This is a genomic window from Chitinophaga pinensis (genome assembly GCF_007896845.1).
Taxonomy (GTDB): domain Bacteria; phylum Bacteroidota; class Bacteroidia; order Chitinophagales; family Chitinophagaceae; genus Chitinophaga; species Chitinophaga pinensis_C.
This window is the reverse complement of record NZ_VOHS01000004.1, coordinates 172,422-191,024: the sequence shown is the minus strand read 5'-3', so window position 1 is coordinate 191,024 and position 18,603 is coordinate 172,422. Positions and strand designations below refer to the sequence as shown.

17 protein-coding genes and 1 riboswitch are annotated in these 18,603 nt (G+C 45.0%); of the genes, 6 read left to right on the top strand and 11 right to left on the bottom strand.

The window, feature by feature from the left end; all coding sequences use genetic code 11:
• Positions 1 to 77: 77 nt before the first annotated feature.
• The gene (pepT, locus tag FEF09_RS05780; RefSeq protein ID WP_146304227.1) at positions 78 to 1,322 is read right to left on the bottom strand and encodes a peptidase T; all 1,245 of its coding nucleotides are present in this window, start codon (positions 1,320 to 1,322) and stop codon (positions 78 to 80) included.
• Between the two features lie 239 nt (positions 1,323 to 1,561).
• A riboswitch (cobalamin riboswitch) is annotated at positions 1,562 to 1,772 on the top strand.
• A 158-nt stretch (positions 1,773 to 1,930) separates the two neighbouring features.
• Here pepT and metE point away from each other — a divergent pair.
• From metE to FEF09_RS05765, 3 genes are all read left to right on the top strand, one after another.
• The gene (gene metE, locus FEF09_RS05775) at positions 1,931 to 4,237 is read left to right on the top strand and encodes a 5-methyltetrahydropteroyltriglutamate--homocysteine S-methyltransferase (RefSeq protein ID WP_146304226.1); all 2,307 of its coding nucleotides are present in this window, start codon (positions 1,931 to 1,933) and stop codon (positions 4,235 to 4,237) included.
• Between the two features lie 150 nt (positions 4,238 to 4,387).
• Positions 4,388 to 4,630: a cysteine-rich CWC family protein gene (locus FEF09_RS05770; RefSeq protein WP_146304225.1), complete on the top strand. Its 243-nt coding sequence runs from the start codon at positions 4,388 to 4,390 to the stop codon at positions 4,628 to 4,630.
• A gap of 17 nt (positions 4,631 to 4,647) precedes the next feature.
• Positions 4,648 to 5,043 (top strand): acyl-CoA thioesterase, encoded by a 396-nt coding sequence (locus FEF09_RS05765; protein ID WP_146304224.1) that lies wholly within the window; start codon positions 4,648 to 4,650, stop codon positions 5,041 to 5,043.
• A 96-nt stretch (positions 5,044 to 5,139) separates the two neighbouring features.
• On the opposite strand, the gene FEF09_RS05760 is transcribed toward FEF09_RS05765, so the two are convergent.
• Positions 5,140 to 5,568, bottom strand: a complete 429-nt coding sequence (locus FEF09_RS05760; protein WP_146304223.1) for a peptidylprolyl isomerase — start codon at positions 5,566 to 5,568, stop codon at positions 5,140 to 5,142.
• Positions 5,569 to 5,701: 133 nt separating this feature from the next.
• On the opposite strand from FEF09_RS05760, the gene FEF09_RS05755 reads away from it, so the two are divergent.
• Entirely contained in the window at positions 5,702 to 6,868 is a 1,167-nt protein-coding gene (locus FEF09_RS05755) for an exo-beta-N-acetylmuramidase NamZ domain-containing protein (RefSeq protein ID WP_146304222.1), read from the top strand.
• Positions 6,858 to 7,805, top strand: a complete 948-nt coding sequence (gene fmt / locus FEF09_RS05750; RefSeq protein ID WP_146304221.1) for a methionyl-tRNA formyltransferase — start codon at positions 6,858 to 6,860, stop codon at positions 7,803 to 7,805. Before FEF09_RS05755 ends, fmt begins: the two co-directional genes overlap by 11 nt.
• 157 nt (positions 7,806 to 7,962) lie before the next feature.
• On the opposite strand, the gene FEF09_RS05745 is transcribed toward fmt, so the two are convergent.
• From FEF09_RS05745 to FEF09_RS05725, 5 genes are read right to left on the bottom strand one after another with little or no spacing between them, the layout of a single operon-like run.
• Positions 7,963 to 9,003: a LysM peptidoglycan-binding domain-containing protein gene (locus tag FEF09_RS05745; RefSeq protein WP_146304220.1), complete on the bottom strand. Its 1,041-nt coding sequence runs from the start codon at positions 9,001 to 9,003 to the stop codon at positions 7,963 to 7,965.
• A gap of 47 nt (positions 9,004 to 9,050) precedes the next feature.
• A complete protein-coding gene (locus FEF09_RS05740) occupies positions 9,051 to 10,445 on the bottom strand; it encodes a methyltransferase RsmF C-terminal domain-like protein (protein WP_146304219.1) in 1,395 nt (464 codons plus the stop codon).
• A gap of 57 nt (positions 10,446 to 10,502) precedes the next feature.
• Positions 10,503 to 11,897, bottom strand: a complete 1,395-nt coding sequence (locus FEF09_RS05735) for an NAD(P)(+) transhydrogenase (Re/Si-specific) subunit beta (RefSeq protein ID WP_146304218.1) — start codon at positions 11,895 to 11,897, stop codon at positions 10,503 to 10,505.
• A gap of 20 nt (positions 11,898 to 11,917) precedes the next feature.
• The gene (locus tag FEF09_RS05730; protein ID WP_012794057.1) at positions 11,918 to 12,232 is read right to left on the bottom strand and encodes an NAD(P) transhydrogenase subunit alpha; all 315 of its coding nucleotides are present in this window, start codon (positions 12,230 to 12,232) and stop codon (positions 11,918 to 11,920) included.
• Positions 12,233 to 12,267: 35 nt separating this feature from the next.
• Positions 12,268 to 13,398, bottom strand: coding sequence for a Re/Si-specific NAD(P)(+) transhydrogenase subunit alpha (locus tag FEF09_RS05725; RefSeq protein WP_146304217.1), 1,131 nt, complete (start codon positions 13,396 to 13,398; stop codon positions 12,268 to 12,270).
• Positions 13,399 to 13,578: 180 nt separating this feature from the next.
• Between FEF09_RS05725 and FEF09_RS05720 the strand changes: the two genes are divergently transcribed.
• The gene (locus tag FEF09_RS05720) at positions 13,579 to 15,036 is read left to right on the top strand and encodes a hypothetical protein (RefSeq protein WP_146304216.1); all 1,458 of its coding nucleotides are present in this window, start codon (positions 13,579 to 13,581) and stop codon (positions 15,034 to 15,036) included.
• A gap of 43 nt (positions 15,037 to 15,079) precedes the next feature.
• Here FEF09_RS05720 and FEF09_RS05715 read toward each other — a convergent pair whose 3' ends face one another.
• From FEF09_RS05715 to FEF09_RS05700, 4 genes are all read right to left on the bottom strand, one after another.
• Positions 15,080 to 16,138 (bottom strand): tripartite tricarboxylate transporter TctB family protein, encoded by a 1,059-nt coding sequence (locus tag FEF09_RS05715; protein ID WP_146304215.1) that lies wholly within the window; start codon positions 16,136 to 16,138, stop codon positions 15,080 to 15,082.
• Positions 16,139 to 16,339: 201 nt separating this feature from the next.
• Positions 16,340 to 17,119, bottom strand: a complete 780-nt coding sequence (locus tag FEF09_RS05710; protein ID WP_146304214.1) for an Fpg/Nei family DNA glycosylase — start codon at positions 17,117 to 17,119, stop codon at positions 16,340 to 16,342.
• A 9-nt stretch (positions 17,120 to 17,128) separates the two neighbouring features.
• The gene (locus FEF09_RS05705; RefSeq protein WP_146304213.1) at positions 17,129 to 17,842 is read right to left on the bottom strand and encodes a hypothetical protein; all 714 of its coding nucleotides are present in this window, start codon (positions 17,840 to 17,842) and stop codon (positions 17,129 to 17,131) included.
• Positions 17,843 to 17,845: 3 nt separating this feature from the next.
• Entirely contained in the window at positions 17,846 to 18,589 is a 744-nt protein-coding gene (locus tag FEF09_RS05700) for a DUF72 domain-containing protein (RefSeq protein WP_261387351.1), read from the bottom strand.
• Positions 18,590 to 18,603 lie beyond the last annotated feature (14 nt).

Below are 18,603 nucleotides of genomic sequence, written 5' to 3'. Positions count from 1 at the left end.
ACAAGGGAGGAAGATACCAATAATATGGTAAACATTTAACGTATGTTCTGACAAAATATTGCCAATCAACGAACTAATTAGCTACGTTCTTCCCAAACCTGTGCCAGATGGACAATAGTTTGCACGGCTTTTTCCATGTCCTGGATACTCACATACTCATTTTTGCTGTGCAGGGCCATCTCTCCGGTGAAGATATTCGGACAGGGTAAGCCCATAAAAGAGAGCCGGGAACCATCAGTTCCACCACGGATGATCAGCCTTAAAGGCGCTACTCCGGCGCGGCGGATGGCCTCTTCAGCATTAGCTGTTACCTGTGGATGCAGGTCCAGTACCTCTCTCATGTTACGGTATTGCTGCGTAACGGTCAGCGTGGCGCTGGCCTGTGGATAACGGGCCATCACAGTGTTCATAATATTGCGCAGGAAAGCGGCATGGTCATCCAATTTTGCCGTTACAAAGTCACGAAGGATAAAATCTATTTCCGCATGCTCCACGATACCGTGTATCCTTACCGGGTGAATAAAGCCCTGACGGTCTTCGGTGGTCTCGGGTGACAAGCTGTCTTTCGGAAGTGCATCCACGATTTCGCTGGCTATCTTAATGGCACTCACCAGTTTATCCTTCGCAGTTCCCGGATGTACGCTGACACCGTTTATAACGATCTTCGCACCATCCGCAGAAAAGCTTTCATTCTCCAGTGAACCGCGTTCACCACCATCCATTGTATAGCCAAATTGTGCACCCAGACGCTGCATATCCAGCTTTTCCACACCACGTCCTACTTCTTCATCCGGTGTGAACAGAATACGGATATCACCATGTTTAATCTCAGGATGTACCAGCAGGAAATGCGCCGCATCCATGATTTCGGCTACACCTGCTTTATCATCAGCACCTAACAGCGTTGTTCCGCTGGCGGTAATGATATCATCTCCTTTTTTAGAAACCAGATAAGGATGCTCAGCTGCCTTTATCACTGTTCCTTCCTCCGGTAAAGCAATATCACCTCCATCATACTGACGGTGAACGATAGGCTTTACATCCTTACCACTACAATCACTGGAAGTATCCATATGAGAGCAGAAACAGATGACAGGCACCTGTTTATCCGTATTAGCGGGGATCGTGGCAAACACATATCCATGTTCATCCATGATGGCATCTTTGATACCCATTTCCTGTAATTCACTGACTAACAGGCGTCCAAGGTCTTTCTGCTTTTCTGTGGAAGGGAAAGTCTTGCTAAGTGGATCTGATTGCGTATCTATCTGTACATAGCGCATAAAGCGCTCAGTTACCGTGTATTTATAATTATTGAACATATTGCAAACGTAAGGAATTTCGGATTCCGGCAAATAAGTACAGCCCGTTTTCTACGTGCTACGGAAAAAATCACTGTTTAGATGGTGATTCCGGGCTAAAACAGCACAATCATCTTTATAAAAACACATTTAAGAACAAAACACCAAATAAAAATAATTTATCATTATTTTGTTCCACAATACTAAGTTTGCACAGAAAATAGACAAGGTTACTTATATTTGATCTGGAACTTAAATGCCACTCAATAACTGTTTGCGGTTTCCTTCTTTAAAAAAGAAGGAATTAAAAAGGAACCGTGTGTAAATCACGGGCTGACGCGCAACTGTAAGTAACCTCCCGGGTTATGACCGGCATATGTCCATTACCGGGTATATCTGCAGATATACCAGTGAGAAGGACGGTCATAACTGTTACAAGCCAGGATACTTGCCTCAGACAGATTGATGTATGCTTTCGCGAATATGGAGCAGTCATCAGGTTATCAGTACCGGCACCATACCGTTGACATTCCGTCAGCGATCTGCCGCCTGTTCCTGTCCCTCTCATTCTTCGCATCGCATACCTGCAGTAAGTCTCCTATTATCTCACTCCTTTAAAACATGCAAGTATGCAAACCAACATTCTTGGCTATCCGCGTATTGGTAGCAACCGGGAATTGAAGAAGGCAAACGAAGCCTATTGGACCGGAAAAATCTCTCTTGAAAAATTACAGCTTACAGCCAGACAATTACGCCGACAAAACTGGGAGACCTTACATCAGGCAGGTATTGACCTGATTCCTTCAAATGACTTCTCTTACTACGATCAGATACTGGATATGTGTATCATGACCGGCGCTATACCCGCCCGCTTTCAGGCATTAAAGGAAAGTCTTGTGACACCGAGTAGTCCGGAGTTATACTTTGCTATGGCACGTGGTTATCAAAAAAACGGATTTGATGCAACCGCTATGGAAATGACCAAGTGGTTTGATACCAATTATCACTATCTGGTACCGGAGTTTGATGCTTCACAACAATTTAGTTTGTTGTATAATAAATGTCTGGAAGAGTTCAAAGAAGCGCTGTCTATCGGTATTCACACCAAACCTGTATTGGTAGGCCCTGTCAGTTTCCTGCTGCTGGGAAAAATAAAAGATGATTCTCTGCAATTGTCTGCTTTACTCGATCAGCTGTTACCGGTATATATTCAGGTATTACAGTCGCTGCATCAGGCGGGTGCAACATGGGTACAAATAGATGAACCAACATTGGTACTTGATCTCACACCCGCACAACAGGATCTTTTCCTGCAGGCCTATACACAGATCAGAAAAGCAGTACCTGCATTGAAACTACTGCTTACTACTTACTTTGGCGGTTTGCAGGACAATACAGCGTTGACAACAAAACTGCCCGTAGATGCTTTACATATAGATCTGGTGAGAGCACCCGCACAACTGGATACCGTATTAGCTGCGTTACCTGAAAATGTACAGCTTTCCATCGGTGTGGTGAATGGTCGTAATATCTGGAAAAATAACTATGATACTTCCCTGTCGCTTATTAACAAAGCGGTTGCTGCCCTTGGCAAAGACCGGGTGTTGATAGCAAGCTCCTGTTCCCTGTTGCATACGCCTTATGATCTGGAACTGGAAACCGATGAAGCTGTGCTTACACCACAGATTAAAAACTGGATGGCTTTCGCAAAACAGAAGGTATATGAAGTGGTTGCTCTGAAAGATATTCTGAACGGCCATCACGAACTGTTACAGGCGAATCAGCTCACTATGCAGGAAAGAGCAACGGCCGCCATTATCCACAAACCAGCTGTAAAAGCACGTCTGGCCGCCCTGACTGCTGCTGATGCTGAACGTAAGAGTCCATTCATCACCCGTCAGAAAGCACAGGAAAAAGTATTGCAATTACCGCTGTTTCCGACAACGACCATCGGTTCTTTTCCACAAACAGAAGATATCAGAAAACTACGCGCCGATCTCAAAAAAGGAGATATCACAAAAGAAGGCTATGACACTGCTATTCGCAAGGCCATACAGGATTCTGTACAGCTGCAGGAAAGTCTGCGTATTGATGTATTGGTACATGGTGAGTTTGAGCGGAATGACATGGTAGAATATTTCGGTGAACAACTGGAAGGATTTGTGTTCACCAAAAACGGCTGGGTACAAAGCTATGGCTCCAGATGTGTAAAACCACCAGTGATATATGGCGACGTACAGCGTAGTACACCGATGACAGTTGAATGGAGCAGTTATGCACAATCATTGACAGACAAACCTATGAAAGGCATGCTGACCGGTCCGGTTACTATTCTGCAATGGTCATTTGTACGCGATGATCAGCCCCGTTCTGAAACCACATTACAGATAGCACTGGCGATCCGGGATGAAGTGGTAGATCTTGAACAGGCAGGCATCCGTGTGATACAGGTAGACGAACCAGCTATCAGGGAAGGGCTCCCGTTACGTCAGGCAGACTGGCAGTCTTATCTGGACTGGGCTGTAAAAGCCTTCCGCGTATCGGTTTCAGGCGTAGAAGATGCCACGCAGATCCATACACACATGTGTTACTCTGAATTCAATGATATTATCAGCAATATCGCGGCAATGGATGCAGATGTGATCACTATAGAAACCTCCCGTTCGCAGATGGAATTACTCGAAGTATTTTCCACTTTCCATTATCCATATGAGATAGGACCGGGTGTATATGACATTCACTCCCCACGCGTACCTACGGTCGCGGAAATGACTGAGCTGCTGGAAAAAGCGATACAGTTACTGCCGGCGCGAAATATCTGGGTAAATCCTGACTGCGGACTTAAAACCCGCAAATGGCCGGAAACAGAACAGGCATTGCGCAACATGGTGGCTGCAGCCCGTAATATGCGTGTAGCGGCTCAGGCAACGGCATAAGTATTCCCTGATAACCACATATCCGTCATTCAAACCGATAAAGTGCGGCAGGATATCCTGCTGCACTTTTATACTATCTGCAAGATACAGGTAGCCAGCACTTTAGGAAACTATTCCTGTTTACTAGATTATGATTCGTAACTTTATTGCATGGCTTGTCATGAAACCATTACCTGCCCACGCTGCCATGCAGCTTTTGAATGCCGCGTCGGTTCTATCCTTCGCTGCCAGTGCCAGCAGGTAACGCTGACTGAAGAAGAGCGTGCCTTTATAGGCGAGGCTTATTCCGGATGTCTTTGTGCCGGATGTTTGAATGACATGAAAAAGAGTTACAGGCAAACCCGCTTTAAAGATCGCCTGCTGCAATTATTCTCCCTGCGGTTTAAAAGATAAATTAGTAGAACAACGATATGGCATACGAAAAACAGATAGCCGAATCCGTTACACGGATATTCAAAGCGGTATTTCCCAACACAGTGAACCATTATGATACTTTATTTGGCGGAACAGCGATGCAGCTGATGGATGAAGCAGCATTTATTACAGCTACCCGTTTCAGCCGTATGCGTATGGTCACAGTGTCAAGCGATAAAATAGATTTTAAGATGGCGATCCCTCATGGTACGATCATAGAACTGGTGGGAACAGTTGTACATGTAGGCACGACCAGCTTGAAAGTGGAGGTGGATATCTTTGTGGAACAGATGTATAATACACACAGGGAAAAGGCTATTTCAGGCTCTTTTACTTTCGTGGCAATTGATGACCAGAAGCGTCCAACCCGTATAGTACTGACACATGAATAATGTGGTATTACAGCATGACTTTAAAAGAAGAACGCTGATTATCCAATAGATAATCAGCGTTCTTCTTTAATAATTTAACTTCCCTTATCTGAATGACTACTTGATCTCAACCAGTTCGATGTCGAAGATCAGAGCTTCACCAGCCAGAGGATGGTTAGCATCCAGTGTAATGGAACTATCGCCGATAGCAGCAACCTTTACAGGGAATACCTGACCCTGTGGATTACTCATCTGCAGATCCATACCTACCTGTGGGTTCAGATCAGATGGAATGTTTTCCTTTGGAAACTCCATGATCAGCTCCTCATTTTTAGGACCGTATGCTTCTTCAACAGGAATATTCAGGGTTCTTTTTTCACCAATAGTCATGTCAACAACACCATTGTCAAAGCCTTTAATAACCATACCGGCGCCAACCTTAAATTCAAGCGGGTCTCTGCCTTCGGAAGAGTCAAAAGTTGTTCCGTTGGTCAGGCGGCCATGATAATGCACACGCACCGTATCTCCGTTTTTAACTGCTTGCATAATAATTTAATTAAAAGTGTTATTGGATAATTACCGCAAGGTAAAGAAATTAGTAATTAGATATTCAATTTAACATTATTCCACTAAACTACCAATCCTTAATATCTTGCGTGATTTAAACTATTTTTACGGCATGTATAAGGTCTTCATTACGCTTTTTTATTGCCTGATATTTACAGCAGCCAGTCAGGGGCAGGTCCTTACCGGCGCTGACAGAACAGAAGGATACCTGCCTCTGTTAAGCGGCAAAAGAGTTGCATTACTGGTGAATCAGACTGCTATGATAGGCCATACGCACCTCGTTGATTCATTGCTGAAATTGCATGTGCATATACAGAAGATATTCAGTCCGGAACATGGATTCAGAGGTAATGCAGATGCGGGCGAAAAAGTGGGTAATAGTACAGACGCCAGCACCGGACTGACCATCGTATCTTTATATGGCAAACACCGTAAGGCAGATGCCGCCGACCTTCAGGATGTTGACATACTGCTTTTCGACATCCAGGATGTAGGTACGCGCTTTTATACCTATATCTCCTCACTGCAGGAATTCATGGAATCTGCTGCTGAGAATAATAAACCGCTCATTGTACTGGACAGGCCCAACCCTAATGGACATTATGTAGACGGGCCCATACTGGAAGATACCAGCCTGCGCTCTTTTGTAGGCATGCAACCCATTCCCATTGTACACGGTATGACCGTAGGAGAATATGCATATATGCTCAATGGAGAAAAATGGCTCAAAAACGGCGTGGAATGCAAACTGACCGTCATTCCATGCAAGGGCTACGATGATCATACCTTCTATCAGTTACCTGTAAAACCGTCGCCTAACCTGCCCAATATGGCAGCGATCTACCTCTACCCTTCCACCTGTCTGTTTGAAGGCACAGTGCTTAGTCTGGGACGGGGCACAGATCTTCCCTTTCAGGTATTCGGCCATCCGTCCTTTCCAAAGGATCTGTACAAATTCACCCCCCGTAGTACATCAGGCGCTAAAGAGCCTCCGCTGAAAAATGTGACCTGCTATGGGTATAATCTCACAGGCACACCGGAAGCAGTAAGGGCTGAGATGGACAACAAACTTCAGCTGAAATGGTTATTACAGGCATATGATCTGTATCCGGAGAAGGAAAATTTCTTTACACCATTTTTCAATAAACTTGCCGGCAACACTACCTTGCAACGGCAGATAAAACAGGGACTCAGTGAAGCGGACATACGCGAAACATGGGAACCTGCATTGACACAATTTAAAACCATCAGGAAGAAATACTTATTATATGCAGAGTGAGTTAAAGGACCAACAAAATATAAGGATCATTTTTATGGGCACCCCTGATTTCGCAGTGGCTTCACTCGACATCCTTGTCCAAAATGGTTATAATGTAGTGACTGTCATCACAGCACCCGATAAACCTGCCGGAAGAGGCTTACAATTACAGCAAAGTGCTGTCAAACAATATGCAGTATCCAAAAACATTCCGGTATTACAACCGGAGAAACTGAAGAATCCGGACTTCCTGGCAGCATTAAGGGACTTAAAAGCTGATCTGCAGGTAGTAGTAGCCTTCCGTATGTTGCCGGAAGTAGTATGGGATATGCCACCTTTGGGCACTATCAACGTACATGCTTCGCTGTTGCCGAACTACAGAGGGGCTGCACCTATCAACTGGGCGATCATTAATGGAGAGAAAGAATCAGGTGTGACCACCTTCAAGCTCCAGCATGAAATCGATACCGGTGATATCCTGTTTAGTCAGTCCGTCGTAATCAGAGATGATGAAACTGCGGGAGAACTCCATGACGACCTGATGGCAACGGGCGCTGGTCTGCTGTTAAAAACAGTACAGGCACTGGCTTCCGGTACAGCTACTGGTACGCCACAGGCGCATATCAAAGCAGAGGAGATCAAACATGCCCCTAAGATCTTTAAAGAAGATTGTCAGATAAAATGGGAACAGCCGGTTGAACAGATCTACAATCTGGTACGCGGTATGAGCCCCTATCCTACTGCATGGACAATGCTTGCCGGAAAGAGTGTGAAGATATTCAAGGCTACCAGAGAACATACACAACCGACTGTTGCACCGGGAGAAGCGATCAGTGATAACAAAACCTATCTGAAAATAGCTGCAACAGATGGCTATCTCTCACTACAGGAAATACAGATGGAAGGGAAAAAGCGGATGGATGTAGAGGCTTTCTTAAGAGGTTATAAAGTCAATTAGGAATCAGGAATGCAGCGAAGAGTGAGCGCGGATAAGCAATAGAGATTGAATAATCAGATCAGCTATTATAAAAGATAAAGGCGTCCGGGATGACCGGACGCCTTTATCTTTTATATACTTAGAGAATAGTCAGACTTGTCTATCAATTCCTGATTAACTATTCTTCATAGTTCAGCTGACAGTAGAATTTCGCTTCATTTGTACCCAGTGCTTCCAGTGCGGAATCGCTCAGTTTAATGATCAGGCCTTCGTTCTGTTTAATCTGCGGAATGGCTTCCAGCACTTTGGCGTAGATAAACTTACCATTCAGCGGATTGGTCACTTTGATGATGGTGCCTCTTGGCGCTGTATTGTGTAATGCGTAATATTTACCGGCGCTGGCGTTGCTTTTGAACCATCCACCCGGACCTTTTTCAGCGGTCACGCTCTTACCGTTGCTCGTCTGCTGGTTATACAGTTGCTCGAAAGAAGAACCTGCGCTGGCTGCCGGTGCTGGTTTTGTACTACCGGTATTGGTAGCCGGAGCTGGTGTTGGCGTGGTAGTAGCTGGTTCCGGTGGCGCCTGCTGATCTGGTTTTGTTACCGGAGGAGCGGGCGTTGTGCCTGCTGCCGGGGTAGTTACTACCGGCGTTGTAGGCGCTGGTGTTGACGGCGTTGGCGCCGTCGTCGTAGCTGGCGGTGTGCTTACCGGATGAGTGGCAGGAGGAGGTGTAGCAGGCGGATTGCTGGCTACCGGTGCGGAAGCAGGAATACCTGTTCCTTTCAGATAACCGACGATCACGAAACCATCCTTCTGCAGACCATCACCGGTCATATTGTTCCAGCGACGGATGTTATCCAGTGATACTTTATTATGGTTTACACTAAGACGATACAGTGTTTCTTTTTCTTCAACCTTATGATATACAGGCGTTCCACCTGCATCTGTTTTTTGTGAAAAATTGGTGCCGTTTAGGGGAATCTTTACAGACTGTCCCAGCTGCAAACCTTGTTCAGCTGAGATATTGTTCTCACTTGCAATCTCTTTCGGAGACAAACTGTAGGACCTGCCCAGACTGTAAAGGGTTTCTCCTTTCTTTACAGTGTGCAGTACATACAGATCGGGAGAGGCACCCTGTACCTGGACCCTGTCCTGTGCCTGTACTCCACCGGCAACACATAATACAAGTCCCGCAATTGTCATGAACGTTTTTACCATTACTACGCTGTTTATACCTTTCAGGTAACTAAATTAAAAATTTTTGCCTACACTTCTTTCAGAATACGGAGTTCTTTAGGATAGTAATTGTTGATACGGTTAGGTAATATCTTCGCCCATCCGAGCGCCATCCCTTCATACTTCATCAGCGCCCAGCCTTTCACATCTGTAGTTACCTCAGGGTCTTCTTTTCTCAGATAGCGTAAAGACTGCTCACGGGTCAACGTCACTTGTGGGATTTCATCCCTGATCATAGTGCTCATTGCCAGCTGATGATCAGGAATCAGTTCTTTCGCTGCCAGCTGGCCCGCTTTAACGCCAGCTTTCCGCAAATATAAGTGCTGTTGTAATAAAGAAACAACTGGCGCCATATTTTCCGGAAATATTAATACCTCTCCCTGATGATCCATCATAAAGAGATTGTCCGTATTTTTCAACCAATGTGCGACCTTCTCCTGATCTTTCTTTGCAACCGCTGTGATGCTGTCCCTCTGTTTCTTAGCGGAATATTCATCAACGGAAGTCTTACGGAAACAGGTGATAAAGAAGCCTTCTCCTTTTACTTTGTCAGGGTAAAAACGATATCCTTCTGCCTGTTGTGGTCCTGCTGTGGTCTTCACAATGTGCCAGTCTTCACTGACAGGTATCGCGATATTTTCTACTGAAAAGTTATCCTGTATCCATTCCATGATCTCTTCGTCTTCCTGACGGGAATAAGAGCAGGTAGCATAGATCAGTATCCCGTTCTCTTTTAACGTATTCCATACGTCTGCAAGTATGCGCTGCTGACGCTGACTACACAACATCACATTTTCAGGCGACCACTCTTCTACTGCTTCCGGTTCACGTCTGAAAAGTCCTGAACCTGAGCAGGGAGCATCTACCACCATCACATCAAAGTATCCGGGCAGTCTGCCAAAATCACGTGGATCATTGTTTGTAACGATCACATTTGCAGCACCCCATTTGCTGATATTATCGCCTAAAAGAGCCGCTCTGCTTTTGATCACTTCATTTGATACCAGCACACTGTCAGCGCTGATCAGCGATTGAAGCAGGGTAGATTTACCACCCGGAGCAGCACAAAGATCCAATACTTTCAATGGGCTTTCCAGATTACATACATGCCGCATCACCTGTTCTACGAACATAGAAGAAGCTTCCTGTACGTAATAAGCACCTGCATGGAAAAAAGGATCAAAGGTAAAAGACGGTCTCACCGGCAGGTAGTAACCATACTGTGACCATGGAACCCGGCTGACGCTTGTTTCTGTCAGTGATTGCAGTACCTTTTGTACTACTTGCTCATCCTGTAATTTGTTCGGATTTATCCTGAGAGAAGTGATTTTTTCGCCTGCCTCATGTATACGCAAAAAGGCTGCCAAATCCATACCTGGCAGTCCTGATAGTGTGTCTGTAAATTTTTTCGGTAAGAAATCCAACCCCTTATTTTTGCAGCAAAATACTGAAAAAACGGGGCATAGCAGTCAGATGGGCTTTTATAGACTATTCACTATCTCTGCTACCAGCTGCTGTAGTACCTGTTTGGCATCGCCAAACAACATCGAAGTTTTGGGTTGGAAAAAGAGGTCATTCTCAATACCGGCATACCCCGGTTTCATACTGCGTTTATTGACAATCACGCTTCTGGCGTTTTCTACTTCCAGTATTGGCATGCCATAGATCGGGCTGGAAGGATCACTTTTTGCGGCCGGATTTACCACATCATTTGCGCCTAATATCAGTACCACATCCGTCGTATTAAACTGTCCGTTAGCCTGTTCCATCTCCAGCAGTTTATCATACGGTACGTCTGCTTCGGCCAACAATACGTTCATATGGCCCGGCATACGTCCTGCTACCGGATGGATCGCATATCTCACTTCCACCCCCCTTCCTTCCAGCAGCGTTTCCAGTTCATGACAGGCATGTTGTGCCTGCGCGACTGCCAGTCCATACCCGGGTACAATCATCACTTTATGCGCATATGCCATTACTACCGCCGTATCTGACAGGCTTATCTCTTTATAGGCACCCTGTTCCTTCGCGACACCTCCTGCCTTTGCACCACCAAAAGCGCCGATCAGCACATTCTTCAGAGAACGGTTCATGGCCTTACACATCAGGATGGTCAGGATGGTACCTGCAGAACCTACCAGTATACCTCCGGTCAACATAACCGGGTTATTATACAGAAAACCACCACAGGCAGCCGCGACCCCTGTAAATGAATTCAGCAGCGAAATCACAACCGGCATATCTGCTCCACCGATGGGCAATACGAAAAACACGCCATAGATCAGCGACAGTACCAGTACTGATGCAAACAATGCTACTGTGGCGGAGGGCAATGTAACTGTCACGAATATGGTCAGCAATACAATCACTGCCAGCACTGACAGATTCAGGATATGTTGACCCTGAAAAGAAATATCCCTGATACGTCCGTTCAGCTTCCCCCATGCTATAACAGATCCTGCAAATGATACTGCTCCTATGATCATTCCGGCAAATATGATCCCCAGTTGCCCCCGTACATCGGGAATATCGGCCAATGTACCCGCCATATGTTCAAACTCTACAACAGAAATCAATGCGGCACAGGCACCACCCATTCCATTGAACAGACTGACCATTTCAGGCATGGCAGTCATTTTCACTCTTCTGGCAGAAATAAGACCGATTACACCACCGACTACCAGACCGGTAATAATCCAGCCGTAATTGTGTAATCCTTGTCCGTTATGTCTGTAAAGGAAAATGGTTCCGAGTATAGCAAGTGCCATCCCTCCCGCAGCAATTGCGTTGCCTTTTCTGGCTGTAGCGGGATTACTCAACATCTTTAATCCGACAATAAATGTGACAGAGCCTATCAGGTAGATCAACGATAACATAGAGCAATGATTAGATACAACTATTTGGTCTTTTTCGATTTAAACATTTCGAGCATCCTGTCGGTCACCACAAAGCCACCCACCACATTTATCGTTCCCAGTATCACTGCGAGAAACCCAAGTATCAGCGCGAGGTAATTCTCATCACTCGCCTGTCCCATCACGATAATAGCACCGATGATCACAACACCGTGGATAGCATTAGCGCCGCTCATCAATGGGGTGTGTAATACGGATGGTACACGGGAGATGACTTCCACGCCAAGGAAGATGGAAAGAATAACAATGTAGGTCAGTTCAAGATGTTGTTCTAAAAAAGAAAAAACAGCTTCCATGATGGGGAATATTGATGTCAGGAAATAACGGATACTTACAGCTTGACACCTTCGGTCTGCTTCAGCCGTTCATTGGTAATAGCGCCGCTATGGGTAATACAGGCACCTTGTACAATGTCATCTGAAAAGTTCAGCACGAGGTCTCCGTTCTTTATCAGTAGCTGCAAAAAATTGTACATATTTTTTGCGTATAGTTTACTTGCGTCTGATGGCATAGAAGAGGGCAGGTTAGAATCACCAATAATCGTAACACCCTGATGAGTGACCGTCCGGTTATTTTCGGTAAGGGACGTATTACCACCGGTGGCCGCAGCCAGGTCTATGATCACTGAACCTTGCTTCATTCTCTCCAACATAGCTGTAGGGATCAATAAGGGGGCTTTACGACCGGGGATCTGTGCAGTCGTGATCACGATATCTGCCTTCGCGATGCTTTCTGCGATCTTTTCCTGCTGTCTTTGCTTATAGTCTGCACTCTGTTCTACTGCATATCCACCGGCGGCAGATGCATCAGCAGCGCCTTCCACTTCTATAAAGCGTGCACCGAGACTCATCACTTCTTCTTTTACAGCAGGACGTGTATCAAACACTTCTACAACAGCGCCCAGTCTTCTGGCCGTTGCAATGGCCTGTAAGCCGGCCACGCCAGCCCCGAGTATCAGCACTTTTGCGGGTGCAATACTACCCGCTGCAGTCATAAACATAGGGAAGTAGCGGCTGTAGCTGGTGGCTGCGACTAATACGGCCTTATAACCGGCAATATTGGCCTGAGAACTCAGTACATCCATACTCTGGGCTCTGGTCGTACGGGGTACGCTGTCGAGACTAAAAGCGGTGAGCTGTTTCTCCGCCCATTGCTGCATCAGCGCCGTGTTGTACAAAGGCTGATAAATGCCCGCCAATACTTTCCCTGCCGGGATCATCTTCCAGGAAGATTCTTCAGGTATCTGTATGCTGAGGATAATATCTGCCTGTTGCAGGATCTCTCCGGCAGGTTTGATCTGGGCACCTGCCTGTATGTAGGATTCATCTGGGTAATATGCCCGGGTTCCGGCATCCGGTTCGATCCAAACCGTTACTCCTTGCTTTTCTAACTGCTTAACAATCTCCGGCACTAAAGAAACCCTGTTTTCTCCTGGCTGTTCTTTAAGGACGCCTGCAATCATCTAGTGGAATTTATGATCTGAATTTACGGTAGTTTTTCTAAATATAAGGCATCACAACAAGTTGAACAAAAAACTCTCCGCCTCAGCAGGAAAGGCTTGGCAGGATATTAGTGTGCATATCATCAGAAGACAGTCCAGAATCAGGCTGAGCTTGTTTTTGTTCATCTAAACTTACATTTTATGCCAAAAGATCAAAACGGAAAATTTACGCCGATTAAAGGAAAGCCTTCCGGTAATGGAAAGGAGGGATTAGGTTTAAGAAGGTCCATTTCCCCTGATGAGCTGGAAGCAGACCTTGAAATGACGGATAAATATACCATGGGACCAGATGAGCTGCAACCGGGTGTACATATGCGCCATCCAAACAGAGATACTGCTAAAAAAGCGACACAGCAACAACAAAATCTCAGGGAAGCTCCAGCTGACAAAACCGTAGAAGAGACGTTTGATCAGCCCCAGCATAACATTACTGCAATTGAAATAGCAGGCAGACCTGATAAAAACACTTTTGCAGAACTGGCAGCAGAAAAGGGAAATATCTGTGTTACACTTTATATGCCGACACATGCATCAGGACAGGAGGTAAATGAGCAACAGGATCTGATCTGCTTTAAAAACATGCTGCAACAAACGCAAAAAAGACTGGAAGAAAAATCGATATCGCAGCTGCAGATAAGACAATTTTTACAACCCGGATATGAGCTGCTGAAAGACGAACTATTCTGGAAAAATCAACAGGAAGGACTGGCCTGCTTCATCACAGAAAATTCATTCCGTTATCTGCGCCTGCCGATGCCGATGCAACAGCAGATCTATTGCAATCATAGCTTTATGCTGACGCCGCTGTTGCCAATATTAAGCAGTACAGAACAGTTCTATGTCCTTACATTTAGTAAGCACAAGGCAAAACTGTTCCTCGCAGATGCATTCGGAATGAAAGAAATACCTGTGGAAGGAATGCCAGATGGTATGGACGATGTTATACACTTTGAAGAAAAAGGCGACCAGCAGCTGTTCCGCACAGGAAGCTCTGGCGGTGGCCATGGTGCGAATTATCATGGCATGAATTCGAACCCGGATCATAAAACTGATATCGCAAATTATCTTGAGGAAGTGGATAAAACCATATGGAAAGAAGTGCTGCATAACAAGCACATTCCATTAATCATGGCTGCAGTCGATTATCTCCAGCCTATTTTCAGAAAGGTGACCCGCTATCAGCATGTAGCTGATGAAGCGCTTACTGGAAATTTTGAACATGAGAAAGCGACAAAAATTTACAGGCAGGCCAGAGAGAAAATGCAGCCATTTTTTGACAAGCGGAAAGAGCAGGCTTTAGATAAATATAATAACGGATCAACCGGGGCATTGACAGCATCCATTCCGGATGATGTCATACCTGCGACCTATTATGGTCAGGTAGATTGCTTATTTGTTGAAAAGAATGCACAACTATGGGGTACCTTCGATGAGAAGGAAAACAGAGTGATTATACACGAAGTACAAGAACCCCAGGACGAATGCCTGCTGAATAACGCCATCACCCAGACCATTCTCCACAATGGCGATGTGTTCATTCTGGAGAAAGACAAAATGCCAGCTGAGAGCAGTATAGCTGCTTCATTGCGCTATGCATAAAATAGAAGACTGGCCGGGACATTCCCGGTCAGTCTTTATATGTTTATTCGCCGGTTTCAGGCAGTACTTCCTGTTGAATCTTCAGTTGAAAAGTAGTGGCCGTGGTTGCTTTATCTGGCTTCGCTGATAATGTTACATGCTCTTTTTGTTTCAATGCCTCCGGCAATGTATAATTGAAACTGATACTATCAGACTTTCTTTCCGGATTATCCACAGGTATATTTTCGATCGTTATATTGATATTGCCTTCGTTGAGTTTTTCTCCTGTCAATGTAATCAATACAGGTTTACCTGCTTCCAGCGGATCAGCACTTACACCGGTTATTTTAGGCACTCCGTTTGTCAGTTTGTCCGGTCTTTCTTCCTTCGGATTTGTACGAAACACCACGTCAAAGATCTCCTTCAGTTTTAATGTTGCTCTGTCTGTGAATAGTCCTGACAGAAGCGATATTGTCATCAATCCGTAGATATTGATATTTGAACTGTCGTCACTCATATTCAGGAACCCTCCCCTGAAAACAAAGTAAATCGCAATAGCCAGTGCTGCTGCAGTAAATGGTTTGACAACATACCAAAGTATCCAGCTCTTGCGGAATTTACCTGCTCCAATAAAGGTGGTAAATGAGGTCGCTATGTGGATCATGTTACCGAGAAATCCTGCTATGCCTACCAATAACAGGAATAGGGTATTGATGTGTATCAGCCCACTTTCGTTTCCTTTGTAATAAATAGTCCGCCCCTGTATCACAGTAAATGCAGCATCAGCCGCCATTTGTACGACCATTGTATCCTTTCCGGTAGTATCTTTCTTTGCGGTATCAAGGGGTGTATTGACCATCTGTTTTTGCAGATGAGCAATATCAATAATTGAATCAACCAGCCTTACATGGAACCATTTATTCACATAGAGCGAGGTGGTATTTTCTTTCGGACCCGGTATTCTGTCCGGCCAGTGCGCAATCAGGCAGATCGCGCTGAATAATGTAAAGAAAATGATCAGTAAACCAGCGAGCCATTTCCCGCCGGCCGTGATTTCATTACCATCATCATCCCTATAAGGAGGAAGGGGAGATTGTGGGGCAGCATGCTGCATTTCAGTCATAAAAGATGCATTAAAATAGTTGTGAAATAGTGCCGGAGAAGGCTTTGTGGCATTATGTCTTTATGTGCTCATTTTGTATATGGATATCAACACGACAAATGGGGTAACGGGGTTTTGGGGTCAAATTTATTCACACTACAAGTTAACAAAAAAGAGGGATAATAAAAAATTGGGATGCCTGTAAGCATCCCAATATATCGACTATTCAAATAGTTCCTGTTCGTCTGTATAATACGTTTTCCGGCCATTCAGTTCCTTCTGCTCAATAGCACCTCCCGATGGACTATGCGTCTTTTTAGGCTGATGTATTTTCATAAAATCTCGTATCTCACCTGCAATGATATCCGGGTGTTCTTTACGGATCTGTTTTTCTGCTGTTGTCAGCACCTCATGAATCGAATGATGCAAAGCTTTGACCTTAGCAGCAGGGATCTTATTGGCGATAGAGAAAGGCGAAATACCTGCTTCCCATAAGATCTCATCTGCGTAGGCGTTACCAATCCCCCTGATGACATGCTGGTCAAGCAGTATTTTCTTGATAGCTGTCTTTTTCTTTGCCAGCTGCTCTTTCAGAAATTCCAATGTGAACTCCTTTGACAACGCATCAGGCGCTTCCGCTACTTCCGGATTCAGTGAAGGCACTGCAGCCCCTTGAAAATCCGTCAACGCAAGGCCCTTTCCATCTTCAAACAGCAGCTCAATGATCGTATGTTTATTTGTATTCTGTTCTTCGAAGTAATACAATTTTCCGTGCAGCATCAGATGCATTCCTAATATAGCATCATTTTCAAACCGAAAACGCAGCTCCTTCCCTTCTCTGTACACCTTTTCCAGCTTTTCTCCTTCCAGTGCTTTCCTGAAAGCAGCCGGACTATCTTTTGCTTTTTTGGTATTTTCCAGTTTAACGGCTTTTAATTTCTTACCTGATAGTACTTTATCGAGGTTGTGGCTGAATACCTGCAGATCTGGTAGTTCGGGCATATGTCTGATTTATTTGGCGGATGATTGCACTATTGCCTCTCCTATCGCGTTGACAAACTTTTTATCTTCCATCCCATCGATTTTCCAGCCTTTCTTCATACGCCTGATAATACCCATACTGGCATCATTGAGGATAACATCATACTCTTCACAAAGGCCATCATGACAGGTTTGTCCGATAGGAATAGCTTCTCCAAGGTACTGCTTTTCATTGTATATAAGATCAAGCGGCGCAGGCTCTTTTTCCAGCTGTGCAATAATCTCCCGGAGAAATTCAATCAGATGCTTCCGCTGCGTTTTTCCTGAAAGACTCCATTTTTCTTTATCGGCACGTTTGTGCGCCAGCTTCAGTTTCAATCCTGCCATGGAAGTGGTGTAATCATTGGCATTCAGTTTTCGTACGTTTTGGTGCGCCAGAATATACCAATGATATGCTGTCCCTACCGGTACACCTGAACCTTCGGGCGCATGCCCTGCCCTACGTTTGGTCACAGCATATGATAACTCCCACAGATCGGGTGTGATCTTCGTTTCTTTCCAGACACCTGCATCATAATTCCATTTATGGCTTCTGCCTATCTTCATGCCGGTGTATTGTTGTCCTTCAAATTCCTTGAATTCATTGTACGTCTTCGACAAATCTTTCTTAACAGCTTTCTTACGTGGCGATGTTGTAACGGCTGTTTTCTTTTTTGCTGCTGTTTTCCTCGTTGCTGTTTTCATACATCATGCTTTAGTCATATCAATCAATGTATTTGCATTCTCAATGGCATATCCATGGACATCGTTATTGAAAAACACCCAAACTGTATGCCCTTCTTCTTTCCAGTTACGCATTTTTTCCGCATACTTTTCGAGCGTCTTATGACTGTAAGATGTCGCATATGAGCCATCGGGACCATGAAAACGAATATAGATGTGCCGGGCAGTCACAAACTCTCCATATGGCCAGCGTTTACCGGATTCAGCTATCACAAAGGCAATCCTGTACTTTTCAAGCAAGGCGATAGCATTATCCTGTAGCCAGCTTTCATGCCTGGGTTCAATGGCGAAGCTATACCCTTTGTATTCCTTGAGTACTCCAAAGAAGTGACTTACTTTATCTTCATGAAATCCCAATGTTGCAGGTAATTGTATCAGCACAGGTCCCAGATGCTTATGCACGGGATCAAAAACATCGAAGAACCGGGGCAATGTATCTTCAGGGTCATTCAGCTTTTTAATATGTGTAATAAAACGGCTGATCTTGGGGCAGAAATGGAACCTTGTATTCACCGTATCTGTCCATTTTTCAACGGTGGCAGGTTTTGGGAGATGATAAAAGCTGGTGTTGATCTCGGCCGTCTGGAAATGACCGGCATAAAAAGAAAGGTACTCTGTGGGTTTCAGGTCTGGCGGGTAGAAGATCTCCCGCCAGTGTTTATAACTCCATCCGGATGTTCCGATATGTATTTTGCCCGTTGCCATCATAATATGCAACAGAA

What these genes read in the sequence shown, in the direction of transcription:
- pepT (WP_146304227.1), bottom strand. Translation starts at nt 1,322, where the DNA reads ATGTTCAATAATTATAAATACACGGTAACTGAGCGCTTTATGCGCTAT.
- metE (WP_146304226.1), top strand. Translation starts at nt 1,931, where the DNA reads ATGCAAACCAACATTCTTGGCTATCCGCGTATTGGTAGCAACCGGGAA.
- FEF09_RS05770 (WP_146304225.1), top strand. Translation starts at nt 4,388, where the DNA reads ATGGCTTGTCATGAAACCATTACCTGCCCACGCTGCCATGCAGCTTTT.
- FEF09_RS05765 (WP_146304224.1), top strand. Translation starts at nt 4,648, where the DNA reads ATGGCATACGAAAAACAGATAGCCGAATCCGTTACACGGATATTCAAA.
- FEF09_RS05760 (WP_146304223.1), bottom strand. Translation starts at nt 5,568, where the DNA reads ATGCAAGCAGTTAAAAACGGAGATACGGTGCGTGTGCATTATCATGGC.
- FEF09_RS05755 (WP_146304222.1), top strand. Translation starts at nt 5,702, where the DNA reads ATGTATAAGGTCTTCATTACGCTTTTTTATTGCCTGATATTTACAGCA.
- fmt (WP_146304221.1), top strand. Translation starts at nt 6,858, where the DNA reads ATGCAGAGTGAGTTAAAGGACCAACAAAATATAAGGATCATTTTTATG.
- FEF09_RS05745 (WP_146304220.1), bottom strand. Translation starts at nt 9,003, where the DNA reads ATGGTAAAAACGTTCATGACAATTGCGGGACTTGTATTATGTGTTGCC.
- FEF09_RS05735 (WP_146304218.1), bottom strand. Translation starts at nt 11,897, where the DNA reads ATGTTATCGTTGATCTACCTGATAGGCTCTGTCACATTTATTGTCGGA.
- FEF09_RS05730 (WP_012794057.1), bottom strand. Translation starts at nt 12,232, where the DNA reads ATGGAAGCTGTTTTTTCTTTTTTAGAACAACATCTTGAACTGACCTAC.
- FEF09_RS05725 (WP_146304217.1), bottom strand. Translation starts at nt 13,398, where the DNA reads ATGATTGCAGGCGTCCTTAAAGAACAGCCAGGAGAAAACAGGGTTTCT.
- FEF09_RS05720 (WP_146304216.1), top strand. Translation starts at nt 13,579, where the DNA reads ATGCCAAAAGATCAAAACGGAAAATTTACGCCGATTAAAGGAAAGCCT.
- FEF09_RS05715 (WP_146304215.1), bottom strand. Translation starts at nt 16,138, where the DNA reads ATGACTGAAATGCAGCATGCTGCCCCACAATCTCCCCTTCCTCCTTAT.
- FEF09_RS05710 (WP_146304214.1), bottom strand. Translation starts at nt 17,119, where the DNA reads ATGCCCGAACTACCAGATCTGCAGGTATTCAGCCACAACCTCGATAAA.
- FEF09_RS05705 (WP_146304213.1), bottom strand. Translation starts at nt 17,842, where the DNA reads ATGAAAACAGCAACGAGGAAAACAGCAGCAAAAAAGAAAACAGCCGTT.
- FEF09_RS05700 (WP_261387351.1), bottom strand. Translation starts at nt 18,589, where the DNA reads ATGATGGCAACGGGCAAAATACATATCGGAACATCCGGATGGAGTTAT.